Origin of the sequence: Kitasatospora acidiphila, assembly GCF_006636205.1 — a bacterium.
Taxonomy (GTDB): Bacteria; Actinomycetota; Actinomycetes; order Streptomycetales; family Streptomycetaceae; genus Kitasatospora; species Kitasatospora acidiphila.
The window spans coordinates 4,007,692-4,028,264 of record NZ_VIGB01000003.1 but is presented as its reverse complement, the minus strand read 5'-3'; the positions used below and the strand labels follow the sequence as shown (position 1 = coordinate 4,028,264).

Sequence of the window (20,573 nt, the reverse complement as noted above, 5' to 3'; positions counted from 1 at the left end):
AAGTAGCACATAAGGCGCCCGATTGGGCGCCATTCCTTGAACTTCAAACGCAACGCTTGACGGGAGTTCGGTCATGAGCGAGCAGTCCAAGAAGGTCATCAAGAAGTTCCGGCGCGCGGAGCGCGCCGAGAGCACCGCCGAGAGGCGCTGGACTGACCGAGACAAGACGCTTCAGCGGCGCCAGGCGCGTTACATCAAGTCCGTCTCCCGCAACGTCTGAAGGGCAACACCGTGAACATCTCCCTTTCTGACGTCATCAAGGTCATCCACCGCTTCAAGCGCGAAATGCACTACTCCTGGGCGATATTCATGCTGGAGTCCGAATTCCAGCAGAACCCGCGAAAGGCCACGCATCACGCACGGCAGATTGCCGCGGCTTACCGGAACATCCGTATCTGCCGCCAGATGGAGATGAGTCTGTGACGATCGGGATGATCACACTCTCGGAAGTGCTGGATTTTCGCGCCGGCGATGCCGATGCCTACGACCGATGCTCGGGATGCGGAAAGCTTGCGAGGATCAGGGTAGCAAGCAACTCTGTTTGGTGCTGTGGCTCCCGGGCTTACGCGCGGATTTCTACGGTGCGCGATGTTCTGGAGATCAAGCGAGACGACTCCCACTATGCAGACCTGATGGACTCGATTCGACATCACGGGATCGGCTTGCCAATCCTGATCTACGGCCGAGAAGTTCACAACGGCCATCACCGGATCGCCGCGGCGTTCGATCTCGGCCTTGAAGAGATCCCCTGGACCAACGACAGTTCCATCGGCTGGGAGGAGGATTGGCCGGATGACTCAGTTCTCGATTGCGGCGCCTGAGCTTGCGCGACTGACGCACAATGCGTTGGCATTCATGCCGGCGCGAAGCGCGGTGAAGGTTTGTGAGATCGTCGTTGGCCGCATGGCTGGCATGCCGATTTTGCAGATCACGGCCACGGACCTTCATACCGCTGGCAGGGACTATTCAGGACTCGCCGAACTCCCGTATGGCGCCCTTGCGGCTATCGATCTCTCCCGTGATGATCTGGCGACACTCGACAAGATCGCACGGGCGAAGAAGAAGGATGATATCCGGATTCAGATCCGCAATCGGGATGGCATGTCGGTTGAGGACGACAACGGCGCATGGATGCCGTTCCGCGACGCCTCAGGGGAGCGTCAGCCGGCCGATCTCTGGGATCGAGTGGACGAGATGCTAACGCGCCTAGAGCGTGTCTCTCCGGTCATTCCTGGGGCTCTCCTGATCGATCCCGCGCTCATGGCGCGGTTCGGAAAGGTCAAGTGTCCTGGCGAGACTATCGCCGATCTATACATCGCATCCGCTGATGAACCGATTCTCGTGAAGGTTGGGCCGACCCTTGTCGGCGCCATCATGCCGGTTGATCGGGAGATCGCTGGCCAGTCAGAGCGAATTGGGCCTGAGGGACTGTGGGAGGAATAGAAGTGACCGACATCGGCATGATTGAGGCCATGGAGAAGGCTGCGGACTACATCGTGGAGTCAGGACACTTTGGAAAGGGGCGATTCTTCGTCTCTCCCGGATGTCACTGCACTCTCGGGGCGTACGCTCTTGGTCTTGGGGCTCGATTTGATGAAGACGGGCTTATGAATTTCGGGGATGAGAATGCCGAAGCGTCGCGCCGGCGTGATCTCTGGAATGTCGGGTGGCTTGAGCTGAACAGGTCCGTGAAGTCTTACGGCTTTGGGGCCGTTCAATCCATGAATGACGAGCCGGAGACGACGGCCGAGCAGATGGCCGGCGTACTTCGTGAGACCGCGGCACGTCTTCGAGGCGACGCTGATGACTGAAATTGAGTTTTAGGCGTGGCGACTCCGGTCCTTCTAACGCCCAAAGAGGCTGCAACGCTCCTCTCCGTCTCCCTGTCGACCTTCTACACCAACTATCAGGATTGGGGCATACCCTACTTTAGGGTTGGCAAGCATCTGCGCTTCAAGCTCTCTGAGCTGGAACTTTGGCTAGAAGGGCAACGCGGACTCTAGATCTCTAGTAGCTTCGTGCTGACCCGACAACGTCAGCACGAAGGGATCTCATGGCAAGCGTGATCAAGAAGTGTGAGCACACCGAAGAGCAGTGGGCCAAATGCTCCCACAATTGGGTGGTCAGGTACCGGGAACCGGGCGGCCGAGCTGGGCGACAGCGTGAGAAGAGCTACGCTCACAACCGTACGCGCGCAGCCAAAAGCTTTGCGGCCAAGGTAGAGACCGACAAGCAAGAACAAACGTACGTTGACCCGAACAACGGTCGAAAGCTCGTAACGGAAATCTTCAAGGAGTGGGCGAAGGGCGGCGACCGCGAAAATAACACGCGCGAGTCGTATGACTACGTGTTCCGTAACGCCATTGAGCCTTTCTGGAAGGGGAGAACGATTGGCCCCGTCCTTCCGAAAGATGTCGACGCTTGGTGTGATTGGATGCGCGAAGAGCTGAAGTATGAGACGTCAACGGCCTACAACCGCTACACCGTGCTGTCTGCGGTATTCAACTATGCGATCGTGAATCGCTACATCGTCTTCAATCCCTTCAAGGGGGCGAAGGGTGTTTCTCGGGCCAAAGCCCGGCGTGAAATTCAGTCGAAAATCATGGTTCCCACCATCGAAGAGATTCGACTAGTGGCAGAATACATCAAGCCGGAATATAAGGCCCTGGTGTGGGTCATGGCCGGGTGTGGCCTACGCATTGGGGAGGCTGCTGCCCTAACCAAAGCCAGTATCGATCTCGCTGGCGGAACACTGGATATCAGTAAGCAAGTAGCGCGGGACAGGGACCAGAAGCCAGAAGAGCGGCGTGTAGTGGGCAAGAGCAAACTTCACGTTCGAAACCTGAAGCACAAGGGAGAGGACTTCGCCCGATCGGTTCCCCTGCCCAGTTTTGTGGCTGCGGAGCTTCAGGCGCATATTCAGTCCCATGAGCTATTCAGGGCGGAGGAATATCTATTTCCGAACATCACTCGGACCAACTTCTTGGATCGATCCTCATGGTCCAGGGCAATCCTTGGGCCGGCGGTCGAAGAGGCCCAGCTAGGCCACAGGCTCAAGGGGCACTGGTTCAGGCACTATTTTGCTTCGGTGTGTCTGGCTGCTGGCGTACCGGTCACGGACCTAGCGAGGTGGCTTGGGCACGCGTCTGCTGACGTGGTGTTGGAGACCTATGCGCATCTGATGCCCGACGCCCCCGCACGGACCCGCGCTGCGCTCGATGCCGCACTGACTGCGGGACAGGGTGAACAGCCAACGCTCACGGTCGAACTGGCTGGGGGTGCTGACTTCGTGCTGACACTGCCCAGCCAAAGGGGCGTTAGTGCAGCTCAGATGCCATAATCCGCTAGTAGAGGGTGAACTGGCTGATCACCAGCAGCGGCCCGTCGAAGTCCGAGCAGGACAGCTCGCTCCCTCCCCCAGCCTTCGGCCGGGAGGGGCCCCCATCCTCGAAGAGGCGCAGCGACCAGAGCTTGCGGGCCAGCTGCGCGGCCTGGGCCGGGGTGTCGTCATGGGTGACGCCCACCAGCACGCACAGGCCCGGGCCGCTGATCGCCCCGATCGTCTCCCCGGCCACCGTCACGGCGGCCTCGCTCACCCGCTGCACCACTGCTCGCATGCCGGCCATTGTCCACCAGGCCGGGTCGTCGGCGGTCGCTGCCAGGTCATATCAACGACACCCGTTCGCCAGGCGGCCGTACGGGTGCATCTGCGCCGCGCGGCGGCCCGCGGGATGGCACGATCGAGGGGTGGCCGCGCCCTGGCCGCCCGGACGGCCGTTCGGACCGTTCGGAAGCCCGTGCCGGTGCGGCTAGCCCGGGCGGGTGGCATCGGCGGGGCGGGGAACCCTTGGGAACCGTCGTTCGTGCAACCCGCAGGCGGGCGGTGCACAAGGGTGGGACCGAAGGACGCGACGGCAGGTGGTTGCTTCGATGGACACGACTCAGCTGGCCGCTCTCGGCCTCGCCGAACTGCGCACGCTGCGCACCGACGCGCTGGAGCAGGAGGCCGATCTGTCCTACCTGCGGCGGCTGCTGCAGGGGCGGGTGGACATCCTGCGGGCCGAGCTGGACCGCCGCACCCTGGACCGGCAGCCGGCCCCGGCAGCCGAGACGCTGCTGCACCGGCTGCCGCAGATCCTCGCGGACGCCCCCTCGCACGTGCGCCAGTCGGCCCGGCACGTCACCCTGGGCACCCCGCGCGGTGAGCAGTACCAGGAGCAGGCGGACGCCCTGATGGGGGACGTGCAGCTGGCCGACCTGGCCGCGCACGCCTGCGCCGAGCTGCTGGCCGCGCTGGACCGGCTGACCGCCCGCGAGCGGGAGATCTCCGGGCGCCGCTCCGAGCTGCAGCGCACCGCCGACTGGTGCAGCGCCGAGATCACCCGCCGGTACCGGGAGGGCGAGGCCCGGGTCGAGGACCTGCTGGTCGACTGAGACCCGCCCGGCGGAACGACGGCGGGGCCGGCCGGGCGCTCGGTCAGCACCCCGCCGGCCCCGCCCAGGGATCAGTGGCCCTGCTCGGCCAGGCGCTTGATCGACGCGGTGATCTCGGTCTCCGCCTCCAGGCGGCCGACCCACTCGGCGCCCTCGACCGACTTGCCCGGCTCCAGGTCCTTGTAGACCTCGAAGAAGTGCTGGATCTCCAGGCGGTCGAACTCGGAGACGTGGTGGATGTCCCGCAGGTGCTCCCAGCGCGGGTCGGTGGCCGGGACGCAGAGCAGCTTGTCGTCGCCGCCCGCCTCGTCGGTCATCTTGAACATGCCGATGGCGCGGCACTTGATCAGGCAGCCGGGGAAGGTCGGCTCGTCCAGAATGACCAGGGCGTCCAGCGGGTCGCCGTCCTCGCCGAGAGTGCCCTCGACGAAGCCGTAGTCGGCCGGGTAACGGGTCGAGGTGAAGAGCATCCGGTCCAGGCGAAGACGACCGGTCTCATGGTCGACCTCGTACTTGTTGCGGGAGCCCTTCGGGATCTCAATGGTGACGTCGAACTCCAACGGTGCCTCCAAGGTAGGGACTGACAGAATCCCAGTGTCTCCTACAGCGGGGGGTGCTGTGGAAAGGGGTTGGGCTGTGGCAGGGACATACCGGGGCAGGACGGTGGCGCTGCTCGCGGCGCTGGCCGCCTTGGCGGTGCTGGCCGGCGGCGGACCGGCGCATCCGGCCGTGCCAACCGAGCGCGGCGGCCCGGCCGCCGGCGCACCGTCCGCATCGCCTGCCGCGCCCGTGGTGCTGCAGCCGGCGGTGCAGCAGGGCACGGACGGCGCGCCCACCACCGCGGGGGTGCAGGCCGCGCTCGGCACCCTCACCACCGACAAGGCGCTGGCCGAGCTGAGCTTCGCGATCGTCGACGCCGGCACCGGCAAGCTGCTGCTGGGCGGGAACGAGACCGCCCCGGCCACCCCGGCCTCCACCACCAAGGTGGCCACCTCGGTGGCCGCGCTCAGCCTGCTGCCGCAGCAGACCCGGCTGACCACCAAGGTGGTCAGGGGCACCGCCCCGGACGAGATCGTGCTGGTCGGCGGCGGCGACCCGACGCTGACCGGCCTGAACCGGGACCAGATCAGGATCGGCGGCGCCCCGGTCGACGCCGACTCGGCCCCGGCGTCGATGCCCGAGCTGGCCCGGCAGACCGCCGCCGCGCTCAAGGCGGCCGGCCTGACCACCGTTCACCTCGGCTACGACACCTCGCTCTTCACCGGCTCGCCGTTCCACCCGTTCAACGACGGCACCGACCTCGGCCCGATGACGGCGCTGATGGTCGACGAGGGCCGGATCACCGCCACCGACGACGTCGACGCCCCGGGGCGGGTGGAGGACCCGACCGGGCAGGCGGTCGCCGAGTTCACCGCGCTGCTCGCCACCCAGGGCGTCAAGGTGGCCGACAAGCCCAAGGAGGAGCAGGCCCAGACCGGCGCCACCGTGCTCGGCCAGGTGCAGTCGCCGACCGTCGTTCGGCTGATCGAGCGGGCCCTGACCAACTCCGACAACACGCTGGCCGAGGCGATCGGCCGGCAGGTGGCGCTGGCCTCGCACCAGCCGGCCGGCTACGAGGGGGCCGGCGCCGCGACCCTCGCCGAGCTGACCAAGCTGGGCGTGCCGACCCAGGGCGTGCAGCTGTTCGACGGCAGTGGCATGAACTCCAGGAACACCATCCCGGCGGCGGCGCTGGCCGAGCTGGTGGCGCTGGCCGCCTCGCCGGACCACCCGCGGCTGCGCCCGGCGCTCACCGGCATGCCGATCGCCGGCTTCACCGGCACCCTTCGCTCGCGCTACACCGCCGACCAGGGCACCGCCGACGGCGCCGGCATCGTGCGGGCCAAGACCGGTTCGCTGTCCGGCGTGAGCACCCTGGCCGGCACCGTGGTGGACGCGGACGGACGGGTGCTGGCCTTCGCGCTGATGTCCAAGGGCGCCGACGACGCGGGCGCCGCCCACACCGCGATGGACCGGATCGTCGTCAAGCTCGCCGCCTGCGGCTGCCACTGAATCCGTAGGAATGCTTCCCGGCGCTGCCGCCACGGCGGTGCAGCACGTACCGTGAGGGCATGACGAGCGCGAGCGGCGGTGCGGACATGGTCGACTGGAATCTCGCGGTCGCGACCGCGACCCGGCTGGCCCGCCCGGGCCCGGTGGTCACCCGGGCGGAGGCTGCCGCGGTGGTGGCCGAGCTGCGCGGGCACGCCCGGACCGCCGAGGGCGCGGTGCGGGAGTACACCGGGATGAGCCCCGAGCGGCTCGGGAGCCGGGGCGCGGCCCAGGTGCTGGTGGTGGACCGCCCCGGCTGGGTGCGGGCGAACGTGGCCGGTTTCCGGGCCGTGATCGGCCCGCTGACCCGCAGGCTGGCGGCCCGCCGGGCCGAGACCCCGGGCGGCGCGGTGCTCGGCGCGGTCGGCGAGAAGGTCACCGCCGTGGAGCTGGGCGCGGTGCTGGCGCTGCTCTCCGGCAAGGTGCTGGGCCAGTACGAGACCTTCGCCGACGCGGAGCCCCCGGTGGTCGCCCCGGACAGCCCGGCCGGCCTGTTCGACCGGCCCCGGACCGGCAGCCCGGAGCCGATCGGCGCCGCGCCGGGCCGGCTGCTGCTGGTGGCGCCGAACATCGTCCAGGTGGAGCGGGAGCTGGACGTCGATCCGCACGACTTCCGGCTCTGGGTCTGCCTGCACGAGGAGACCCACCGCACCCAGTTCAGCGCGGTGCCCTGGCTGCGTGACCACGTGCAGTCCGAGGTGCAGTCGTTCCTCGCCGAGACGGATGTCGAGCCGGTCGCACTGCTGGAGCGGCTGCGTGAGGCGCTGGCCCCGGGGGAGCGGCCGACCAGTGGCGCGGGCGGCCTGCTGGAGGTGGTGCAGACGCCCCGGCAGCGGGAGATCCTGGCCCGGCTGACCGCGGTGATGTCGCTGCTGGAGGGGCACGCCGACGTGGTGATGGACGGCGTCGGGCCGTCCGTGGTGCCCAGCGTCGGGGAGATCCGGGAGAAGTTCCAGCGCCGCCGGGACCGCGGCGCCGGACGGCTGGACCTGATGCTGCGCAAGCTGCTCGGGATGGACGCCAAGCTGCGCCAGTACCAGGACGGCGCGGTCTTCGTGCGCGGGGTGCTGGACCGGATCGGGATGGACGGCTTCAACCGGGTGTGGACCTCCCCGAACACCCTGCCGACCAGGGAGGAGATCCAGGACCCGGCGGCCTGGGTGGCCCGGGTCGGACGCCAGTCCCAACCGAAGCCCCCGGACGAGTGAAGCGGCCCGGCGCCGATACGTTTCTTCATTCACCCGTCCGTGGGACCGTGGTCGTACCGGTGGCGCGGGGGCTCGGGCGTGCCTTCCGTTCTGCGACGATCTGTGAGCACTCGGTCACAATCCGACCGGTCCCTCCGTCCGAGGAGCTGCTTCCCATGGCCCCACACCCCGCGGTCGCGGCGATACGCCTGGCCGTCCGCCGCGCCCTGGCGGACCTGGCGGCCGAGGCCGTCGCGTCCGGCGCCCCCGCCCCCGTCCCCGCCGTGAACAGGCAGACCGCCCAGAGCCGGTTGCCCGCCACCGTGCCGCCCACCGCCCCCGCCGCCGGCAGTCCCGCCACCGTGCTGATCGGCAACGCCCGCCGCCACCCCTCCGGGCTGCCGCGCACCCCCGCCGCCCCCGACGCACCGCTGGTGCTGGTCGCCGTCAGCGGCGGAGCCGACTCCATGGCACTCGCCAGCGCCACCGCCTTCGAGGCCCCCAAGCTCGGCCTGCGGGTCGGCGCGGTCACCGTCGACCACGGTCTGCAGGACGGCAGCGCCGACCGCGCCCGGCAGGTCGCCGAGCGGCTGCGCGCCTTCGGCCTCGACCCGGTGGAGGCGGTCACCGTGCAGGTCGGCCGGCACGGCGGGCCGGAGAACGCCGCCCGGGAGGCCCGGTACGCCGCGCTGGACGCCGCCGCCGAGCGCCACCGGGCCCTGGCCGTCTTCCTCGGCCACACCAGGGACGACCAGGCCGAGACCGTGCTGCTGGGCCTGGCCCGCGGTTCCGGCGCCCGCTCGCTGGCCGGCATGCCGGGCCGCAAGGGCCACTACCGCCGCCCGCTGCTGGACGTGGACCGGGCCGCCACCCGGCAGGCCTGCGCCGCCCAGTCCATCCCGGTCTGGGAGGACCCGCACAACCTGGACCCGGCCTACACCCGCTCCCGGGTGCGCCACGAGGTCCTCCCGGTGCTGGAGAAGCACCTCGGCGCCGGGGTGGTGGAGGCGCTGGCCCGCACCGCCCGGCTGTTCCGGGACGACGCCGACGCGCTGGACCAGTGGGCCGAGCGTGCCGAGCAGGACCTCTACCGCCGTGACCCGCACGACGGGCAGAGCTCACTCTCCGTGGCCGAGCTGGGTCTGCTGCCGGCCGCGGTGCGCCGCCGGGTGCTGCGCCGGGTGGCGCTGCGCACCGGCTCCCCGGCCGGCGACCTGTTCGCCCGGCACCTGGAAACCGTGGACTCGCTGGTCACCGGCTGGCGCGGTCAGGGGCCGCTGCAGCTACCCGGGGGCATCGAGGTCACCCGCCGGTGTGGCAACCTGGTGTTTCGGCGGCGGACCGACTGACCGCCGGCACAGGACCACGAACCCTTGAGGACGTACTCCCGGTGGACGCAAAGGACATGGGCGCCGATCTGGCAAAGGTGCTCATCAGCAAGGACGAGATCGATGCGAAGCTGGCCGAGCTGGCCGAGCGGATCGACCGGGATTACGAGGGGAAGGACCTGCTGATCGTCGGTGTCCTGAAGGGCGCCGTCATGGTGATGGCGGACCTGGCCCGGACGCTGCACTCCAAGGTCACCATGGACTGGATGGCGGTCTCCTCGTACGGCATGGGCACCAAGTCCTCCGGCGTGGTGCGGATCCTGAAGGACCTGGACACCGACATCGCCGGCCGCGACGTGCTGATCGTCGAGGACATCATCGACTCCGGTCTGACGCTGTCCTGGCTGCTGGGCAACCTGGGCTCGCGCGGGCCGGCCTCGCTGGAGGTCTGCACCCTGCTGCGCAAGCCGGACGCGGCCAAGGTGGAGATCGACGTCAAGTACGTCGGCTTCGACATCCCCAACGAATTCGTGGTCGGGTACGGGTTGGACTACGCGGAGAAGCTCCGCAACCTCCCGTTCATCGGTACGCTCGCCCCACACGTGTACGGCGGCTGAGCGCCGATCGGCGCGAAAGGGAACACCTCACCGATTCCACCCGTTGGAGTCGGCGAACGGACAACTGCATAGACCGTAACGTTGCGCTCCGCCCGGAGCGGGGTGCGACTGCTGTACGGTCAAATTACCCGCTCTTCGTACTGGACTGGTCCGGCTGGACCGAACCCGGTGCCGCGCGGGGTGCGTACGCACATCATCAGGAGCGCCGACGGCCGAGTGCCGCCAGGTGCCGTTTGAGTGGCAGGAGGGACGGGGCGGCAACGCCCCGCATGGATGGACGTCAAGCGATACTTCCGCGCGCCGATCGCATGGATCCTCCTGGCAGTCGTCGCCGTCATTGTGCTGATGAACGTCGTTTCGGACTCGAACGGCTACAAGACGGTGGACACCGGCCAGGTGGTCCAGGCGATTAACGCTGGCAACGTCAAGCAGGCGCAGATCACCACCGGTGACTCCCAGACGATCAAGATCGAGCTGAAGGACGGCACCGCGCTGCCGGCCGGTGGCAACGGCAAGGTCCCGTCGGGCACCAAGTTCCAGGCCTCGTACATCGGCGACCAGGGCAAGGACATCGCCGAGCAGATGTCCAACAACGCCTCGCTGATGCCCCCGCAGGGCTACACCATCAGCCCCGAGAAGCAGTCCACCTTCGTCAGCCTGCTGGTCTCGATGCTGCCGATCGTGGTCATCGTGCTGATCTTCCTGTTCCTGATGAACCAGATGCAGGGTGGCGGCTCTCGGGTCATGCAGTTCGGCAAGTCCAAGGCCAAGCTGCTCACCAAGGACACCCCGAAGACCACCTTCTCCGACGTGGCCGGTGCCGATGAGGCGGTCGAGGAGCTCCAGGAGATCAAGGAGTTCCTGCAGGAACCGTCGAAGTTCCAGGCGGTCGGCGCCAAGATCCCCAAGGGTGTGCTGCTCTACGGCCCGCCCGGAACCGGCAAGACCCTGCTCGCGCGTGCTGTCGCGGGCGAGGCGGGCGTGCCGTTCTACTCGATCTCCGGCTCGGACTTCGTCGAGATGTTCGTCGGTGTCGGTGCCTCCCGGGTCCGCGACCTGTTCGAGCAGGCCAAGGCGAACGCGCCGGCGATCATCTTCGTCGACGAGATCGACGCGGTCGGCCGGCACCGCGGCGCCGGCCTCGGCGGCGGCCACGACGAGCGCGAGCAGACCCTCAACCAGCTGCTGGTCGAGATGGACGGCTTCGACGTCAAGGGCGGCGTGATCCTGATCGCCGCCACCAACCGCCCGGACATCCTGGACCCGGCGCTGCTGCGCCCGGGCCGCTTCGACCGCCAGATCGCGGTGGAGCGCCCCGACCTGCAGGGCCGCCTGGACATCCTCAAGGTGCACCAGAAGGGCAAGCCGATCGCGCCGGACGTCGACCTGTCGGCCGTCGCCAAGCGGACCCCCGGCTTCACCGGTGCCGACCTGTCCAACGTGCTGAACGAGGCGGCCCTGCTGACCGCCCGCTCGGACCGCAAGCTGATCGACAACCTCATGCTGGACGAGGCGATCGACCGCGTGGTGGCCGGCCCGCAGAAGCGCACCCGGATCATGTCGGAGAAGGAGAAGAAGATCACCGCGTACCACGAGGGCGGTCACGCCCTGGTCGCGGCGGCCTCGCCCAACTCCGACCCGGTGCACAAGGTCACCATCCTGTCCCGCGGCCGCGCCCTGGGTTACACCATGGTGCTGCCGGAGGAGGACAAGTACTCGCAGACCCGCAACGAGATGCTCGACCGCCTCGCCTACATGATGGGCGGCCGGGCGGCCGAGGAGCTGGTCTTCCACGACCCGACCACGGGTGCCGCCGACGACATCGACAAGGCCACCAGCACGGCCCGCGCGATGGTCACCCAGTTCGGCATGACCGAGCGGCTCGGCGCGATCAAGTTCGGCACCGACAACTCCGAGCCGTTCCTCGGCCGCGAGATGGGCCACCAGCGCGACTACTCCGAGGAGGTCGCCGGGCTGGTGGACGAAGAGGTCAAGAAGCTGATCGAGAACGCCCACAACGAGGCCTGGGAGATCCTGGTCGAGAACCGGGACGTGCTCGACAACCTGGTCCTGGAGCTCCTGGAGAAGGAGACCCTGAACAAGGAGCAGCTGGCCGAGATCTTCGCCCCGATCGTCAAGCGCCCGGCCCGTCCGGCCTGGACCGGGTCGGCCCGCCGCACCCCGTCCACCCGCCCGCCGGTGCAGTCGCCCAAGGAGCTGGCGCTCAGCAACGGTGCGGCCGGTGCCGGTCCGGTGGACATCGTCAAGCTGCCTCCGGTGACCGGCGAGACCACCGAGAACTGAGGCCGCCGGCGCCTTGCGCGCGGCAGTTGAACAGCGGAATGGATGCCGCGCCTGAAGGGTTTGTACCCTTGAGGCGCGGCATCTGTGCTGTTCAGACCCTTCACCCAGCTAGTTTGCGAGGCTCGCATGATCGATCCGGTGACGCTCGACGGACAGTCCGGCATCGGTACCTTCGACCAGAAGCGGGCCGAGAACGCCGTTCGAGAGCTTCTGATCGCCGTCGGTGAGGACCCGGACCGCGAGGGTCTGCTGGACACGCCCGCTCGGGTGGCGCGCGCCTACAAGGAGATATTCGCGGGCCTGTGGCAGGAGCCGGAGGACGTGCTGACCACCACCTTCGACCTCGGCCACGACGAGATGGTGCTGGTCAAGGACATCGAGGTGTTCTCCACCTGCGAGCACCACCTGGTGCCGTTCCAGGGCGTCGCGCACGTGGGCTACATCCCGTCCGTCAGCGGCAAGATCACCGGCCTTTCCAAGCTGGCCCGGCTGGTCGACGTCTACGCCCGCCGCCCCCAGGTGCAGGAGCGCCTGACCAGCCAGGTCGCCGACTCGCTGATGCGGATCCTGGAGCCGCGCGGGGCGATCGTGGTGATCGAGTGCGAGCACATGTGCATGTCGATGCGCGGGATCCGCAAGCCCGGCGCCAAGACCATCACCTCGGCCGTCCGCGGCCAGCTGCGCGACCCCGCCACCCGCGCCGAGGCGATGAGCCTCATCATGAGCCGCTGAGCCCGCCTGGGTCCTGGTGAGCCCCGTTGAGCGCCCCTGACCGCGGGTCAGGGGCGCTCAGCTTGCCGGCTCCCGGTCCGGCGGGGGTGCCAGCCGGTCGCTGAGCCACTCCAGCGCCGCCGGCAGCTCGCGCCGCCAGGTGTCGAAGCTGTGCCCGCCGTCGGGCAGGAAGAGCGAGTCCACCCGGAGCTCCGGATGGGCCTTGGTCACCGTCGCGGCGGTGGCCAGGAACTGCTGGGTGGCCGGGTAGTCGTCCTCGGTCCTGGTGCTGACGATCAGCAGCGAGGAGGCGGGCACCGGCAGGTGCTGCAGCCGCCACGCCAGGTCGTAGCCCTGCGCCAGCTGCTGGCTGCCGCCGAACAGGTCCCCGGTCGCCCAGTCGCCGGCCACCTGGTAGTCGGCGTGCAGGGCGGCCGCGCTGCCGTAGGAGCCGGGGTCGCGCAGTGCCAGCCGCAGCGCGCAACTCCCGCCGGTGGAGTACCCCAGCACGCCCCAGGACTGCGGCGACCGGCTCACCCGGTAGGCGGAGCGCAGCGCGGCCGGCAGGTCCTTGGCGAACCAGGTCTCGGTGGCCGGGCCGCCGGGCACGTCCACGCACTCGGTGTTGCGCGGGGCGGCCACCGTGGGCCGGGCCAGCACCACCACCGTGGGCGCCATCCGCCCGGTGCGCTGCAGCTCCGAGACGCGCTGCGGGGTGTGCAGCTCGGTCAGCAGGTGCAGCGCCCCGCCGGGGTAGCCGGCCAGGGCGAGCAGCACCGGGAAACGCTGTCGGGAGTACCGGGGATTGAAGTATTCGGGTGGCAGATAGATGAACATCTGGTCGGAGAGTCCGCTGGTCTTTCCGGTCACCCGGATCGACTCCACCCGGCCGACCTGTTCCGGCGGCCCCTGCGGCAGGTCGGTCACCGTGCCGAGACCGCCCTCGTCGGTGGGCCGCACCAGGGTGTCGCCGGACGGCGGCCCCGACCGTCCGCCGCCCGACTGGGCCAGGGTCAGCGGCCTGGTGTCGGACTGCAGCAGGTCGCCCCAAGAGGTGTAGAAGCCGTAGGAGTTGTTGAGCGTCAGCCCGGCGACCGCCAGTGCCGCCAGCTGAGTGAAGATCAACAGACCGATGCGGCCCAGGAGTTGCCATGGACGGCCCCCGGCCAGCCGGGGCCAGAGCCACACGGTGGCGACGGTCGCGAGCACGGCGACGGCCGTGGCGAGGTACACCAGCGCGGTGCTGGTCAGCTGCATCCCAGACCCCCTGGTGGTCCGTCAGCATGGTGGTGGGCACTGCTGCCCAATCATCCCCGGGTCGCTCGGGGCGGGCCACCCGAGCCGCGGTGCCACAGGGGCAACGTGCGCGGCACCGGTTGCGGCACGGTCGAACCGTTGGTAGGTGCCCGGCTTCACCCACAGGAACCAAAGCTCTAGACTTCGGCGTCGCCACTCGCAGGGGGGCCGGCCGCGTTCCGGAGACGGGACGCCTCGGTGCAGGTGAGCCACCCATTACTCGCTCTTGACGGTCTCTTGGTCTGGATTGGGAAAAAAGGATGAAGGTCCCTCCCGGCTCACCCCTCGGGGTGATCGGCCACCCGCGCACAGCCTCTACTCTGAACTTCCATGAGCGTTCCCGTGTCCGCTGAGTCGTCCCAGGAGCAGCCCCGCCGCAGGGGGCTGCAGACGCTGCGTACCCAAGCCGCCGCCGTACCGCGTGCCTGGCTGCCCGGTGTGGTCGGCTACGCCACCCTGCTGATCGGTCTGGTGGACATCGCCAGCGGCGTCTTCCCGCGGCTGCGCCACACCCGGGTGCACACCTGGGCCGGCGAGCTGCCCGGCACCACCACGACCATCGCCACCGCCGGCACCCTGGTGATCGGCCTGCTGCTGGTGCTGCTGGCGCACGCCCTGCGCCGCCGCAAGCGCCGGGCCTGGCGGATGGTCTGCGTGCTGCTGCCGGTCGGCGCGGCGCTGCACATCGTGCGCTGGCACCAGATCGGCCCGGCCGTGGTCTCGCTGGTGCTCGCCGCGGTGATGCTGGTGCACCGCCGCGAGTTCTACGCCAAGGCGGACCCGCGCACCCGCTGGCGGGCGCTGCTGAACTTCGTGGTGATGGGTGCGATCAGCCTCGGTCTGGGCTTCTTGATCGTCAACTCGCACTCGGCCCGCGAGATGGGGCACCCGAGCCTGATGGCCCGGATCCGGGAGACGGTCTGGGGGCTGTTCGGCCTGGACGGCCCGGTCCGCTACCACCCGGACCGGATCGGCGACGTGGTCGGCTACTCGCTGGCCGGCCTCGGCCTGCTGACCGCCTTCTCCACCGCCTACCTGCTGCTGCGCCCGGGCAAGCCGGAGCCGGAGCTCACCGCCGACGACGAGGCCAAGGTCCGCGCCCTGCTGGACCGGCACGGCAAGCGCGACTCGCTGGGCTACTTCGCGCTGCGCCGGGACAAGAGCGTGCTGTTCTCGCCGACCGGCAAGGCAGCCATCTCCTACCGGGTGGTCTCCGGCGTGATGCTGGCCTCCGGCGACCCGGTGGGCGACGTCGAGGCCTGGCCCGGCGCGATCAAGACCTTCATGGCGCAGGCCCGGGAGCACGCCTGGGTGCCGGCCGTGATGGGCTGCAGCGAGACCGGCGGCGAGGTCTGGACCCGCGAGGCCCACCTGGACGCGCTGGAGCTGGGCGACGAGGCGATCGTGGACACCAGCACCTTCTCGCTGGCCGGCCGGGCGATGCGCAACGTCCGCCAGATGGTCAAGCGGATCGAGCGCAACGGCTACTCCTGCCAGGTGCGCCGGGTCGGCGACCTGAGCCTGGAGGAGAAGCTGCGGATCGCCGATGCCGCCGCCCGCTGGCGGGGCACCGACACCGAGCGCGGCTTCTCGATGGCGCTCGGCCGGTTCGGCGACCCCGGCGACGACGACTGCGTGGTGGTCACCGCCCACAAGGCGCCCGGCGAGGGCGAGGACCCGAACGCGGACGACCTCAAGGCCGTGCTGCACTTCGTGCCCTGGGGCGAGGACGGCATCTCGCTGGAGCTGATGCGCCGCGACCGGGCGGCCGACCCCGGCCTCAACGAGCTGCTGATCGTCGCGGCCCTGGAGGCGGTGCCCGCGATGGGCATCCGCCGGGTCTCGCTGAACTTCGCGATGTTCCGGTCGGCGCTGGCCCGCGGTGAGCGGATCGGGGCCGGGCCGGTGCTGCGGGCCTGGCGCGGGCTGCTGGTCTTCCTCTCCCGCTGGTTCCAGATCGAGTCGCTGTACAAGTTCAACGCCAAGTTCCAGCCGGAGTGGGAGCCGCGGTTCCTGGTCTACCCGAACACCCGGGACCTGCCGCGGATCGGCTTCGCGGCGATGCAGGCGGAGGCGTTCATCACCCTGGGCATGCCGCGGTTCGGCCGCAAGAAGCAGCGCCAGGGGCTGATGCCGGCGTCGGCCGAGCAGTCGGGCTCGATCGCCCCGGCCGCCTGAGCCGCACCGGCAGACTGACAGACCGGGCAGCGGGTTGCGGGCCGATAATGGGCCCATGAACAACCCGTTGCCCGGTTTGCCGGTTTTTGATCGCTGTGCCGTGATGGGGGTCGTCAATGTGACCCCCGACTCCTTCTCGGACGGCGGCCGCTGGCTGGATCCGCACAAGGCGGTGGCGCACGGCCTCGACCTGGTGGCCCGCGGCGCCGACCTGGTGGACGTGGGCGGCGAGTCGACCCGGCCGGGCTCCCAGCGGGTCACCGAGGAGGAGGAGCTGCGCCGGGTGATCCCGGTGGTGCGCGAGCTGGCCGGCGCCGGGGTTCTGGTCTCGGTGGACACCATGCGCGCCGCGGTGGCCGAGCAGTCGCTGGCGGCCGGTGCGGTGCTGGTCAACGACGTCTCCGGCGGGCTGGCCGACCCGGCGATGGCCCAGGTGGTGGCCGACAGCGGGGCTCCGTTCGTGGTGATGCACTGGCGCGGCCAGTCGGCCGACATGGAGCAGCGGGCCGTCTACGGCGACGTGGTGGCCGATGTGGTCGCCGAGCTGACCGCCCGGATGGAGGCGCTGCTCGCGGCCGGGGTCAAGGCGGAGCAGCTGATCCTGGACCCGGGGCTCGGTTTCGCGAAGACTGCCGAGCACAACTGGGCGCTGCTGGGAGGTTTGGACGCGCTGACCGCCTTGGGCCACCCGGTACTGGTGGCCGCATCGCGCAAGCGGTTCCTGGGTACGCTGCTCGCCGACCCGCAAACCGGCGAGCTGCGTCCACCCCGCCGGCGCGACGACGCGACCGCGGCGATCTCGGTGCTGTCGGCCCGAGCGGGGGCCTGGGCGGTGCGGGTGCACGACGTGGCGGGCACCGCGGACGCCGTCCGGGTGGTCGCCGCCTGGCGCGCCGCCGGGCCGAGCTGAGCAGACGGGCGGACGGAAGGTGGGTGGTGGCGTGACCGGTGACTCGCTGGGCAACGGCAACAACGGCAAGACGGCGGCCCTGGAGGCCGACCGCGAGGCGGTGCTGGCCGCGAACCAGCGGCTGTACGAGTCGCTGGAGAACAACGACCTGGAGGCGCTGGAGGACGTCTGGCTCTCCGCCGCCGACGCCGACGACAAGGGCGGCGTGGTCTGCGTGCACCCCGGCTGGCCGGTGCTGCGCGGCCGGGCCCAGGTGACCCGCTCCTACCTCCTGATCATGATGAACACGGAGTACATCCAGTTCTTCCTGACCGATGTCGAGGTCGAGGTGCAGGGCGATGTGGCGCTGGTCACCTGCACCGAGAACATCCTGTCCGGCGGCGAGGCCGAGGAGGAGGGGGAGCTGGGCCCGCTGGTCGGCGGCAAGGTGGTCGCCACCAACCTGTTCCGCCGCACCCCGGACGGCTGGCGGCTCTGGTCGCACCACGGCTCACCGGTGCTGACCAGCGGCGATGACGATGACGACGACGATGACCGGGGCTGACGTCCGGCCCCGGGACCGAACCGTCGGCAGCCGAGGGTAGATTCGATGGTCGGTGGGCGACGGGGCCCGCCGGACCCAGATCAGGAGCAGTGATTTCTGGTGCTTGACCGTGTCACCCTGAAGGGCTTGCGCGCCCGCGGCCACCACGGCGTCTTCGAGCGCGAGCGGATCGAGGGCCAGACCTTCGTGGTCGACGTGGTGCTCCACCTCGACACCCGCCCGGCTGCCTCCGGTGACGACCTCACCCGCACGGCCCACTACGGGATCGTCGCGGAGGAGGTCACCGCGATCATCGCCGGCGAGCCGGTGGACCTGATCGAGACGCTGGCCCAGCGGATCGCCGACCAGTGCCTCAAGCACGACCCGGTCGAGGAGGTCGAGGTCACCGTCCACAAGCCGGACGCGCCGATCACCGTGCCCTTCGACGACGTGACCGTCACCATCCACCGGGGCCGCCCGTGACGGCCCCCGTACGACCGCCCAGCCGCTTCCCTGAGCCTTCGGCCGGGAACGCCCCCCACGCCCAGGAGGACGATCGATGAGCACCAGCGACCCGACCGCCACCCCGACCACCTTCAACCTGCAGCACCGTCTGGACAGCGCCGACACCACGCTGGCCAACCCGCGCACCGCCGTGGTGGCCCTGGGCAGCAACCTGGGCAACCGGCTGGAGACCCTGCAGGGCGCGGTGGACGCACTGGGCGACACCCCCGGCCTGAAGATCACCGGCGTGTCCGGCGTCTTCGAGACCGAGGCGCTGGGCGGCCCCGCCGAGCAGCCCAACTACTACAACGCCGTGGTGCTGCTGCGCACCACGCTGCCGCCGTACTCGCTGCTGGAGCGGGCCAACGCGATCGAGGACGCGTTCGGCCGGGAGCGCACCGTGCGCTGGGGTGCCCGCACCCTGGACGTCGACATCATCAGCTTCCAGGGCGTGCTGAGCGAGGACCCGGTGCTGCTGCTGCCGCACCCGCGGGCGCATGAGCGGGCCTTCGTGCTGGCTCCCTGGTTGGACGCCGACCCGGCCGCCGAGCTGCCCGGGCACGGGCCGGTCGCCGAGCTGCTCGCCGCCATCGGGGACAGCCAGGACGTGCGCCGCCGCACCGACATCGGGCTGCAGCTGCCGCAGTAGGCAGGCCGCCGTCGGGCCGCGGCCGCCGGAGTAGGGTCGAGGCGACGGCCGACCGTCCGTCAGAAGGGAACACCCGGAAGTGAAGCCGCTGCGCCTGCGTCTCCTGCTGGCCATCTTCGTGGTCACCACGGCCCTCGCCTGGGCCGGCGCGAAGTTGTGGAACTCGCTGGACACGCTGCCCGGCACGCCCGCCGCCGCACCGGTGGTGCTGGCGGTGGTCGCCGTGATCCTGCTGGCGGTGGCCGTCTCGCTGCGGTCCCGGCTGAAGGCGATCCGGGACCGGGCGCCGGGCGCCAAGCGGGTCGACCCGCTGCTGGCCGCCCGGGCCGTGGTGCTCGGGCAGGCCAGTGCGCTGGCCTCCGCGGTGGTCAGCGGGATCTACGCGGGCCTGGGCATCGAACTGCTCACCCTGCCGGACTTCGACTCCCACCGCGGCCCGGCGATCACCGCCGGGCTGGCGGTGCTGGCGGGTGCCGCCGTGGTCGCGGTGGCCCTGTGGCTGCAGCACATCTGCAAGCTCCCGGAGGACGGCGGCAACCACGACCGGGGCAAGGGCCCGGCCTCGTCGACGCGCTGACCAGGCATCGGCCGCAGGCCCCCACCCCAAGGAAACACTCAGGTTCGGCGCACGCTAGTTTTTTGACCATGCCTCGCGGACGCCACCGACACTCCTCGCTCCTCAGCCGTGCGATCGGCCCCGCCGCCGCGGCCGTCCTCACGGTGGCCGCGCTCGCCGAGCTGCTGCTCGGCGCGGACCACATGGTGGTCCGCTCGGTCGGGGCGGCCGCGGTGCTGGCCGTGCTCGGCCTGGCGATGGTGCTGCGGCAGCGCGACCGCGCCGCCCGGGCCGCCGCCGATGCCGCCGCGGCCCGCCGGATCCGTGACGAGGAGCGGTTCGAGGAGCAACTCGCCGAGGCCGAGTACGCTGCCGAGGTGGCCGAGGAGCGGGCGGCCCGGCTCGGCCGCCGGCTGACCGCGGAGAAGTCCCGGCTGGCGAAGGCGGAGACCGAGATCGCCCGGCTGCTCAAGGAGCGCGCGGTGCTGGCCGCCGAGCAGGCGCTCAAGGAGGCCGAGGCGACGCAGCGGGCCATCGAGGCGGCCCGCCCCAAGCACCCGGTGACCCCGGTCGCCTATCTGCGGGCGGCGAACGCGCTGCGCGCGATGGCCCGCCGTGCCGAGCTGGCCGAGGCGCAGGCCGAGCACCTGGCGCGCCGCCAGGCCGCCCGGCAGCCCGCCGCACTGCCGTCGGCGCGGCCCACCGAGGCCCCCGCGCTGCCCGAGTCGCTGCCCGCCGCCCTGCCGGACGCGGTGCCCGCCGCGCTGCCCGAGGTGCGCGCCCGGCACACGCCGGCCGTCGTCGAGCCGGCCGCCCGGCCGAAGGCCGCACCCGCGGCTACCGAGGCCGGGCCCGCCGCGCAGACCCCCGGCGAGCGCCCCGCGGTGGCCGCCTCCCCGGTGCGCCCGATGCTCGCCGCGCCCACCGAGCAGGCCGCCGCGGCCGCCGCCATGGTGCCGGTGGCCCGGCAGCGCCCGCGCCCGCCGGTGCCGGGCAGCCGTCCCGCACCGTCGTTCAGCTTCTTCGACCGGGGCGCGGCACCGCGGGTGGCCGCCCCGGCCCCGTCGGTGCGCTCGGTCGGCGAGCTGGTCCAGCAGCGCGCCGAGCGGGCGGTGGCGGAGCCCGAGCAGGCCGGCCCGGCGCAGGACGACCTGGCCGATGTGCTGGGCGACGAGGTGGTCGGCAGCGAGGTGGTCGACCTGACCCCGAAGACGAGACCGAGCTGCTGGACGTCGTCGAGCTGCGCGCCAAGCACAGCTGAAGTCCGCTCGAAGAGTTGAGCGTT

23 protein-coding genes and 1 pseudogene are annotated in these 20,573 nt (G+C 70.3%); 21 read left to right on the top strand and 3 right to left on the bottom strand.

Annotated elements, in window-relative coordinates:
* The first annotated feature begins 73 nt into the window (after positions 1-73).
* From E6W39_RS39455 to E6W39_RS18810, 7 genes are read left to right on the top strand one after another with little or no spacing between them, the layout of a single operon-like run.
* Positions 74-220 carry a hypothetical protein gene (locus tag E6W39_RS39455; RefSeq protein ID WP_181799325.1) on the top strand — a complete coding sequence of 49 codons (147 nt, stop codon included), beginning with the start codon at positions 74-76 and terminating at the stop codon, positions 218-220.
* An 11-nt stretch (positions 221-231) separates the two neighbouring features.
* The gene (locus tag E6W39_RS18835) at positions 232-423 is read left to right on the top strand and encodes a hypothetical protein (RefSeq protein ID WP_141634512.1); all 192 of its coding nucleotides are present in this window, start codon (positions 232-234) and stop codon (positions 421-423) included.
* Complete coding sequence (locus tag E6W39_RS18830) at positions 420-821, top strand: ParB N-terminal domain-containing protein (RefSeq protein ID WP_141634511.1); 402 nt, start codon at positions 420-422, stop codon at positions 819-821. Before E6W39_RS18835 ends, E6W39_RS18830 begins: the two co-directional genes overlap by 4 nt.
* Complete coding sequence (locus E6W39_RS18825) at positions 793-1,443, top strand: hypothetical protein (RefSeq protein WP_141634510.1); 651 nt, start codon at positions 793-795, stop codon at positions 1,441-1,443. Before E6W39_RS18830 ends, E6W39_RS18825 begins: the two co-directional genes overlap by 29 nt.
* 2 nt (positions 1,444-1,445) lie before the next feature.
* Complete coding sequence (locus E6W39_RS18820; protein WP_141634509.1) at positions 1,446-1,811, top strand: DUF6197 family protein; 366 nt, start codon at positions 1,446-1,448, stop codon at positions 1,809-1,811.
* A gap of 15 nt (positions 1,812-1,826) precedes the next feature.
* Positions 1,827-2,003 (top strand): helix-turn-helix domain-containing protein, encoded by a 177-nt coding sequence (locus E6W39_RS18815; protein WP_141634508.1) that lies wholly within the window; start codon positions 1,827-1,829, stop codon positions 2,001-2,003.
* A gap of 50 nt (positions 2,004-2,053) precedes the next feature.
* On the top strand, positions 2,054-3,340 hold the full coding sequence (locus E6W39_RS18810) for a tyrosine-type recombinase/integrase (RefSeq protein WP_141634507.1): 1,287 nt from the start codon (positions 2,054-2,056) through the stop codon (positions 3,338-3,340).
* 7 nt (positions 3,341-3,347) lie between these two features.
* Here the strand turns inward: E6W39_RS18810 and E6W39_RS18805 are convergent.
* A pseudogene (locus tag E6W39_RS18805) lies at positions 3,348-3,617 on the bottom strand (D-aminoacyl-tRNA deacylase); the annotation flags it as partial.
* 313 nt (positions 3,618-3,930) lie between these two features.
* Here E6W39_RS18805 and E6W39_RS18800 point away from each other — a divergent pair.
* Positions 3,931-4,434 (top strand): RsiG family protein, encoded by a 504-nt coding sequence (locus E6W39_RS18800; protein WP_141634506.1) that lies wholly within the window; start codon positions 3,931-3,933, stop codon positions 4,432-4,434.
* Between the two features lie 71 nt (positions 4,435-4,505).
* On the opposite strand, the gene E6W39_RS18795 is transcribed toward E6W39_RS18800, so the two are convergent.
* Positions 4,506-4,994, bottom strand: coding sequence for an inorganic diphosphatase (locus E6W39_RS18795; RefSeq protein ID WP_101385192.1), 489 nt, complete (start codon positions 4,992-4,994; stop codon positions 4,506-4,508).
* A gap of 76 nt (positions 4,995-5,070) precedes the next feature.
* Here E6W39_RS18795 and dacB point away from each other — a divergent pair, with 76 nt between their 5' ends.
* From dacB to folE, 6 genes are all read left to right on the top strand, one after another.
* Positions 5,071-6,486, top strand: a complete 1,416-nt coding sequence (dacB, locus tag E6W39_RS18790; RefSeq protein WP_181799324.1) for a D-alanyl-D-alanine carboxypeptidase/D-alanyl-D-alanine endopeptidase — start codon at positions 5,071-5,073, stop codon at positions 6,484-6,486.
* Positions 6,487-6,545: 59 nt separating this feature from the next.
* Positions 6,546-7,733, top strand: coding sequence for a zinc-dependent metalloprotease (locus E6W39_RS18785; protein ID WP_141634504.1), 1,188 nt, complete (start codon positions 6,546-6,548; stop codon positions 7,731-7,733).
* Between the two features lie 155 nt (positions 7,734-7,888).
* Positions 7,889-9,061: a tRNA lysidine(34) synthetase TilS gene (gene tilS, locus E6W39_RS18780; protein ID WP_141634503.1), complete on the top strand. Its 1,173-nt coding sequence runs from the start codon at positions 7,889-7,891 to the stop codon at positions 9,059-9,061.
* A 41-nt stretch (positions 9,062-9,102) separates the two neighbouring features.
* Positions 9,103-9,657: a hypoxanthine phosphoribosyltransferase gene (gene hpt / locus E6W39_RS18775; protein WP_101381728.1), complete on the top strand. Its 555-nt coding sequence runs from the start codon at positions 9,103-9,105 to the stop codon at positions 9,655-9,657.
* Positions 9,658-9,930: 273 nt separating this feature from the next.
* Complete coding sequence (gene ftsH, locus E6W39_RS18770) at positions 9,931-11,961, top strand: ATP-dependent zinc metalloprotease FtsH (RefSeq protein ID WP_141634502.1); 2,031 nt, start codon at positions 9,931-9,933, stop codon at positions 11,959-11,961.
* A 126-nt stretch (positions 11,962-12,087) separates the two neighbouring features.
* On the top strand, positions 12,088-12,693 hold the full coding sequence (gene folE, locus E6W39_RS18765; protein WP_141634501.1) for a GTP cyclohydrolase I FolE: 606 nt from the start codon (positions 12,088-12,090) through the stop codon (positions 12,691-12,693).
* A gap of 57 nt (positions 12,694-12,750) precedes the next feature.
* Here folE and E6W39_RS18760 read toward each other — a convergent pair whose 3' ends face one another.
* On the bottom strand, positions 12,751-13,929 hold the full coding sequence (locus E6W39_RS18760) for an alpha/beta hydrolase (RefSeq protein ID WP_141634500.1): 1,179 nt from the start codon (positions 13,927-13,929) through the stop codon (positions 12,751-12,753).
* Positions 13,930-14,298: 369 nt separating this feature from the next.
* Between E6W39_RS18760 and E6W39_RS18755 the strand changes: the two genes are divergently transcribed.
* From E6W39_RS18755 to E6W39_RS18725, 7 genes are all read left to right on the top strand, one after another.
* Positions 14,299-16,146 carry a phosphatidylglycerol lysyltransferase domain-containing protein gene (locus E6W39_RS18755; protein WP_141634499.1) on the top strand — a complete coding sequence of 616 codons (1,848 nt, stop codon included), beginning with the start codon at positions 14,299-14,301 and terminating at the stop codon, positions 16,144-16,146.
* A gap of 103 nt (positions 16,147-16,249) precedes the next feature.
* A complete protein-coding gene (gene folP, locus E6W39_RS18750) occupies positions 16,250-17,056 on the top strand; it encodes a dihydropteroate synthase (protein WP_323809158.1) in 807 nt (268 codons plus the stop codon).
* A 31-nt stretch (positions 17,057-17,087) separates the two neighbouring features.
* Complete coding sequence (locus tag E6W39_RS18745; protein WP_228718213.1) at positions 17,088-17,600, top strand: nuclear transport factor 2 family protein; 513 nt, start codon at positions 17,088-17,090, stop codon at positions 17,598-17,600.
* 99 nt (positions 17,601-17,699) lie between these two features.
* Complete coding sequence (folB, locus tag E6W39_RS18740; protein ID WP_141634497.1) at positions 17,700-18,062, top strand: dihydroneopterin aldolase; 363 nt, start codon at positions 17,700-17,702, stop codon at positions 18,060-18,062.
* Positions 18,063-18,138: 76 nt separating this feature from the next.
* Complete coding sequence (gene folK, locus E6W39_RS18735) at positions 18,139-18,732, top strand: 2-amino-4-hydroxy-6-hydroxymethyldihydropteridine diphosphokinase (protein ID WP_141634496.1); 594 nt, start codon at positions 18,139-18,141, stop codon at positions 18,730-18,732.
* A 79-nt stretch (positions 18,733-18,811) separates the two neighbouring features.
* Positions 18,812-19,309: a DUF3180 domain-containing protein gene (locus E6W39_RS18730; RefSeq protein ID WP_141634495.1), complete on the top strand. Its 498-nt coding sequence runs from the start codon at positions 18,812-18,814 to the stop codon at positions 19,307-19,309.
* Between the two features lie 68 nt (positions 19,310-19,377).
* Positions 19,378-20,568, top strand: a complete 1,191-nt coding sequence (locus E6W39_RS18725; protein WP_141634494.1) for a hypothetical protein — start codon at positions 19,378-19,380, stop codon at positions 20,566-20,568.
* The last annotated feature ends 5 nt before the right edge of the window (positions 20,569-20,573 follow it).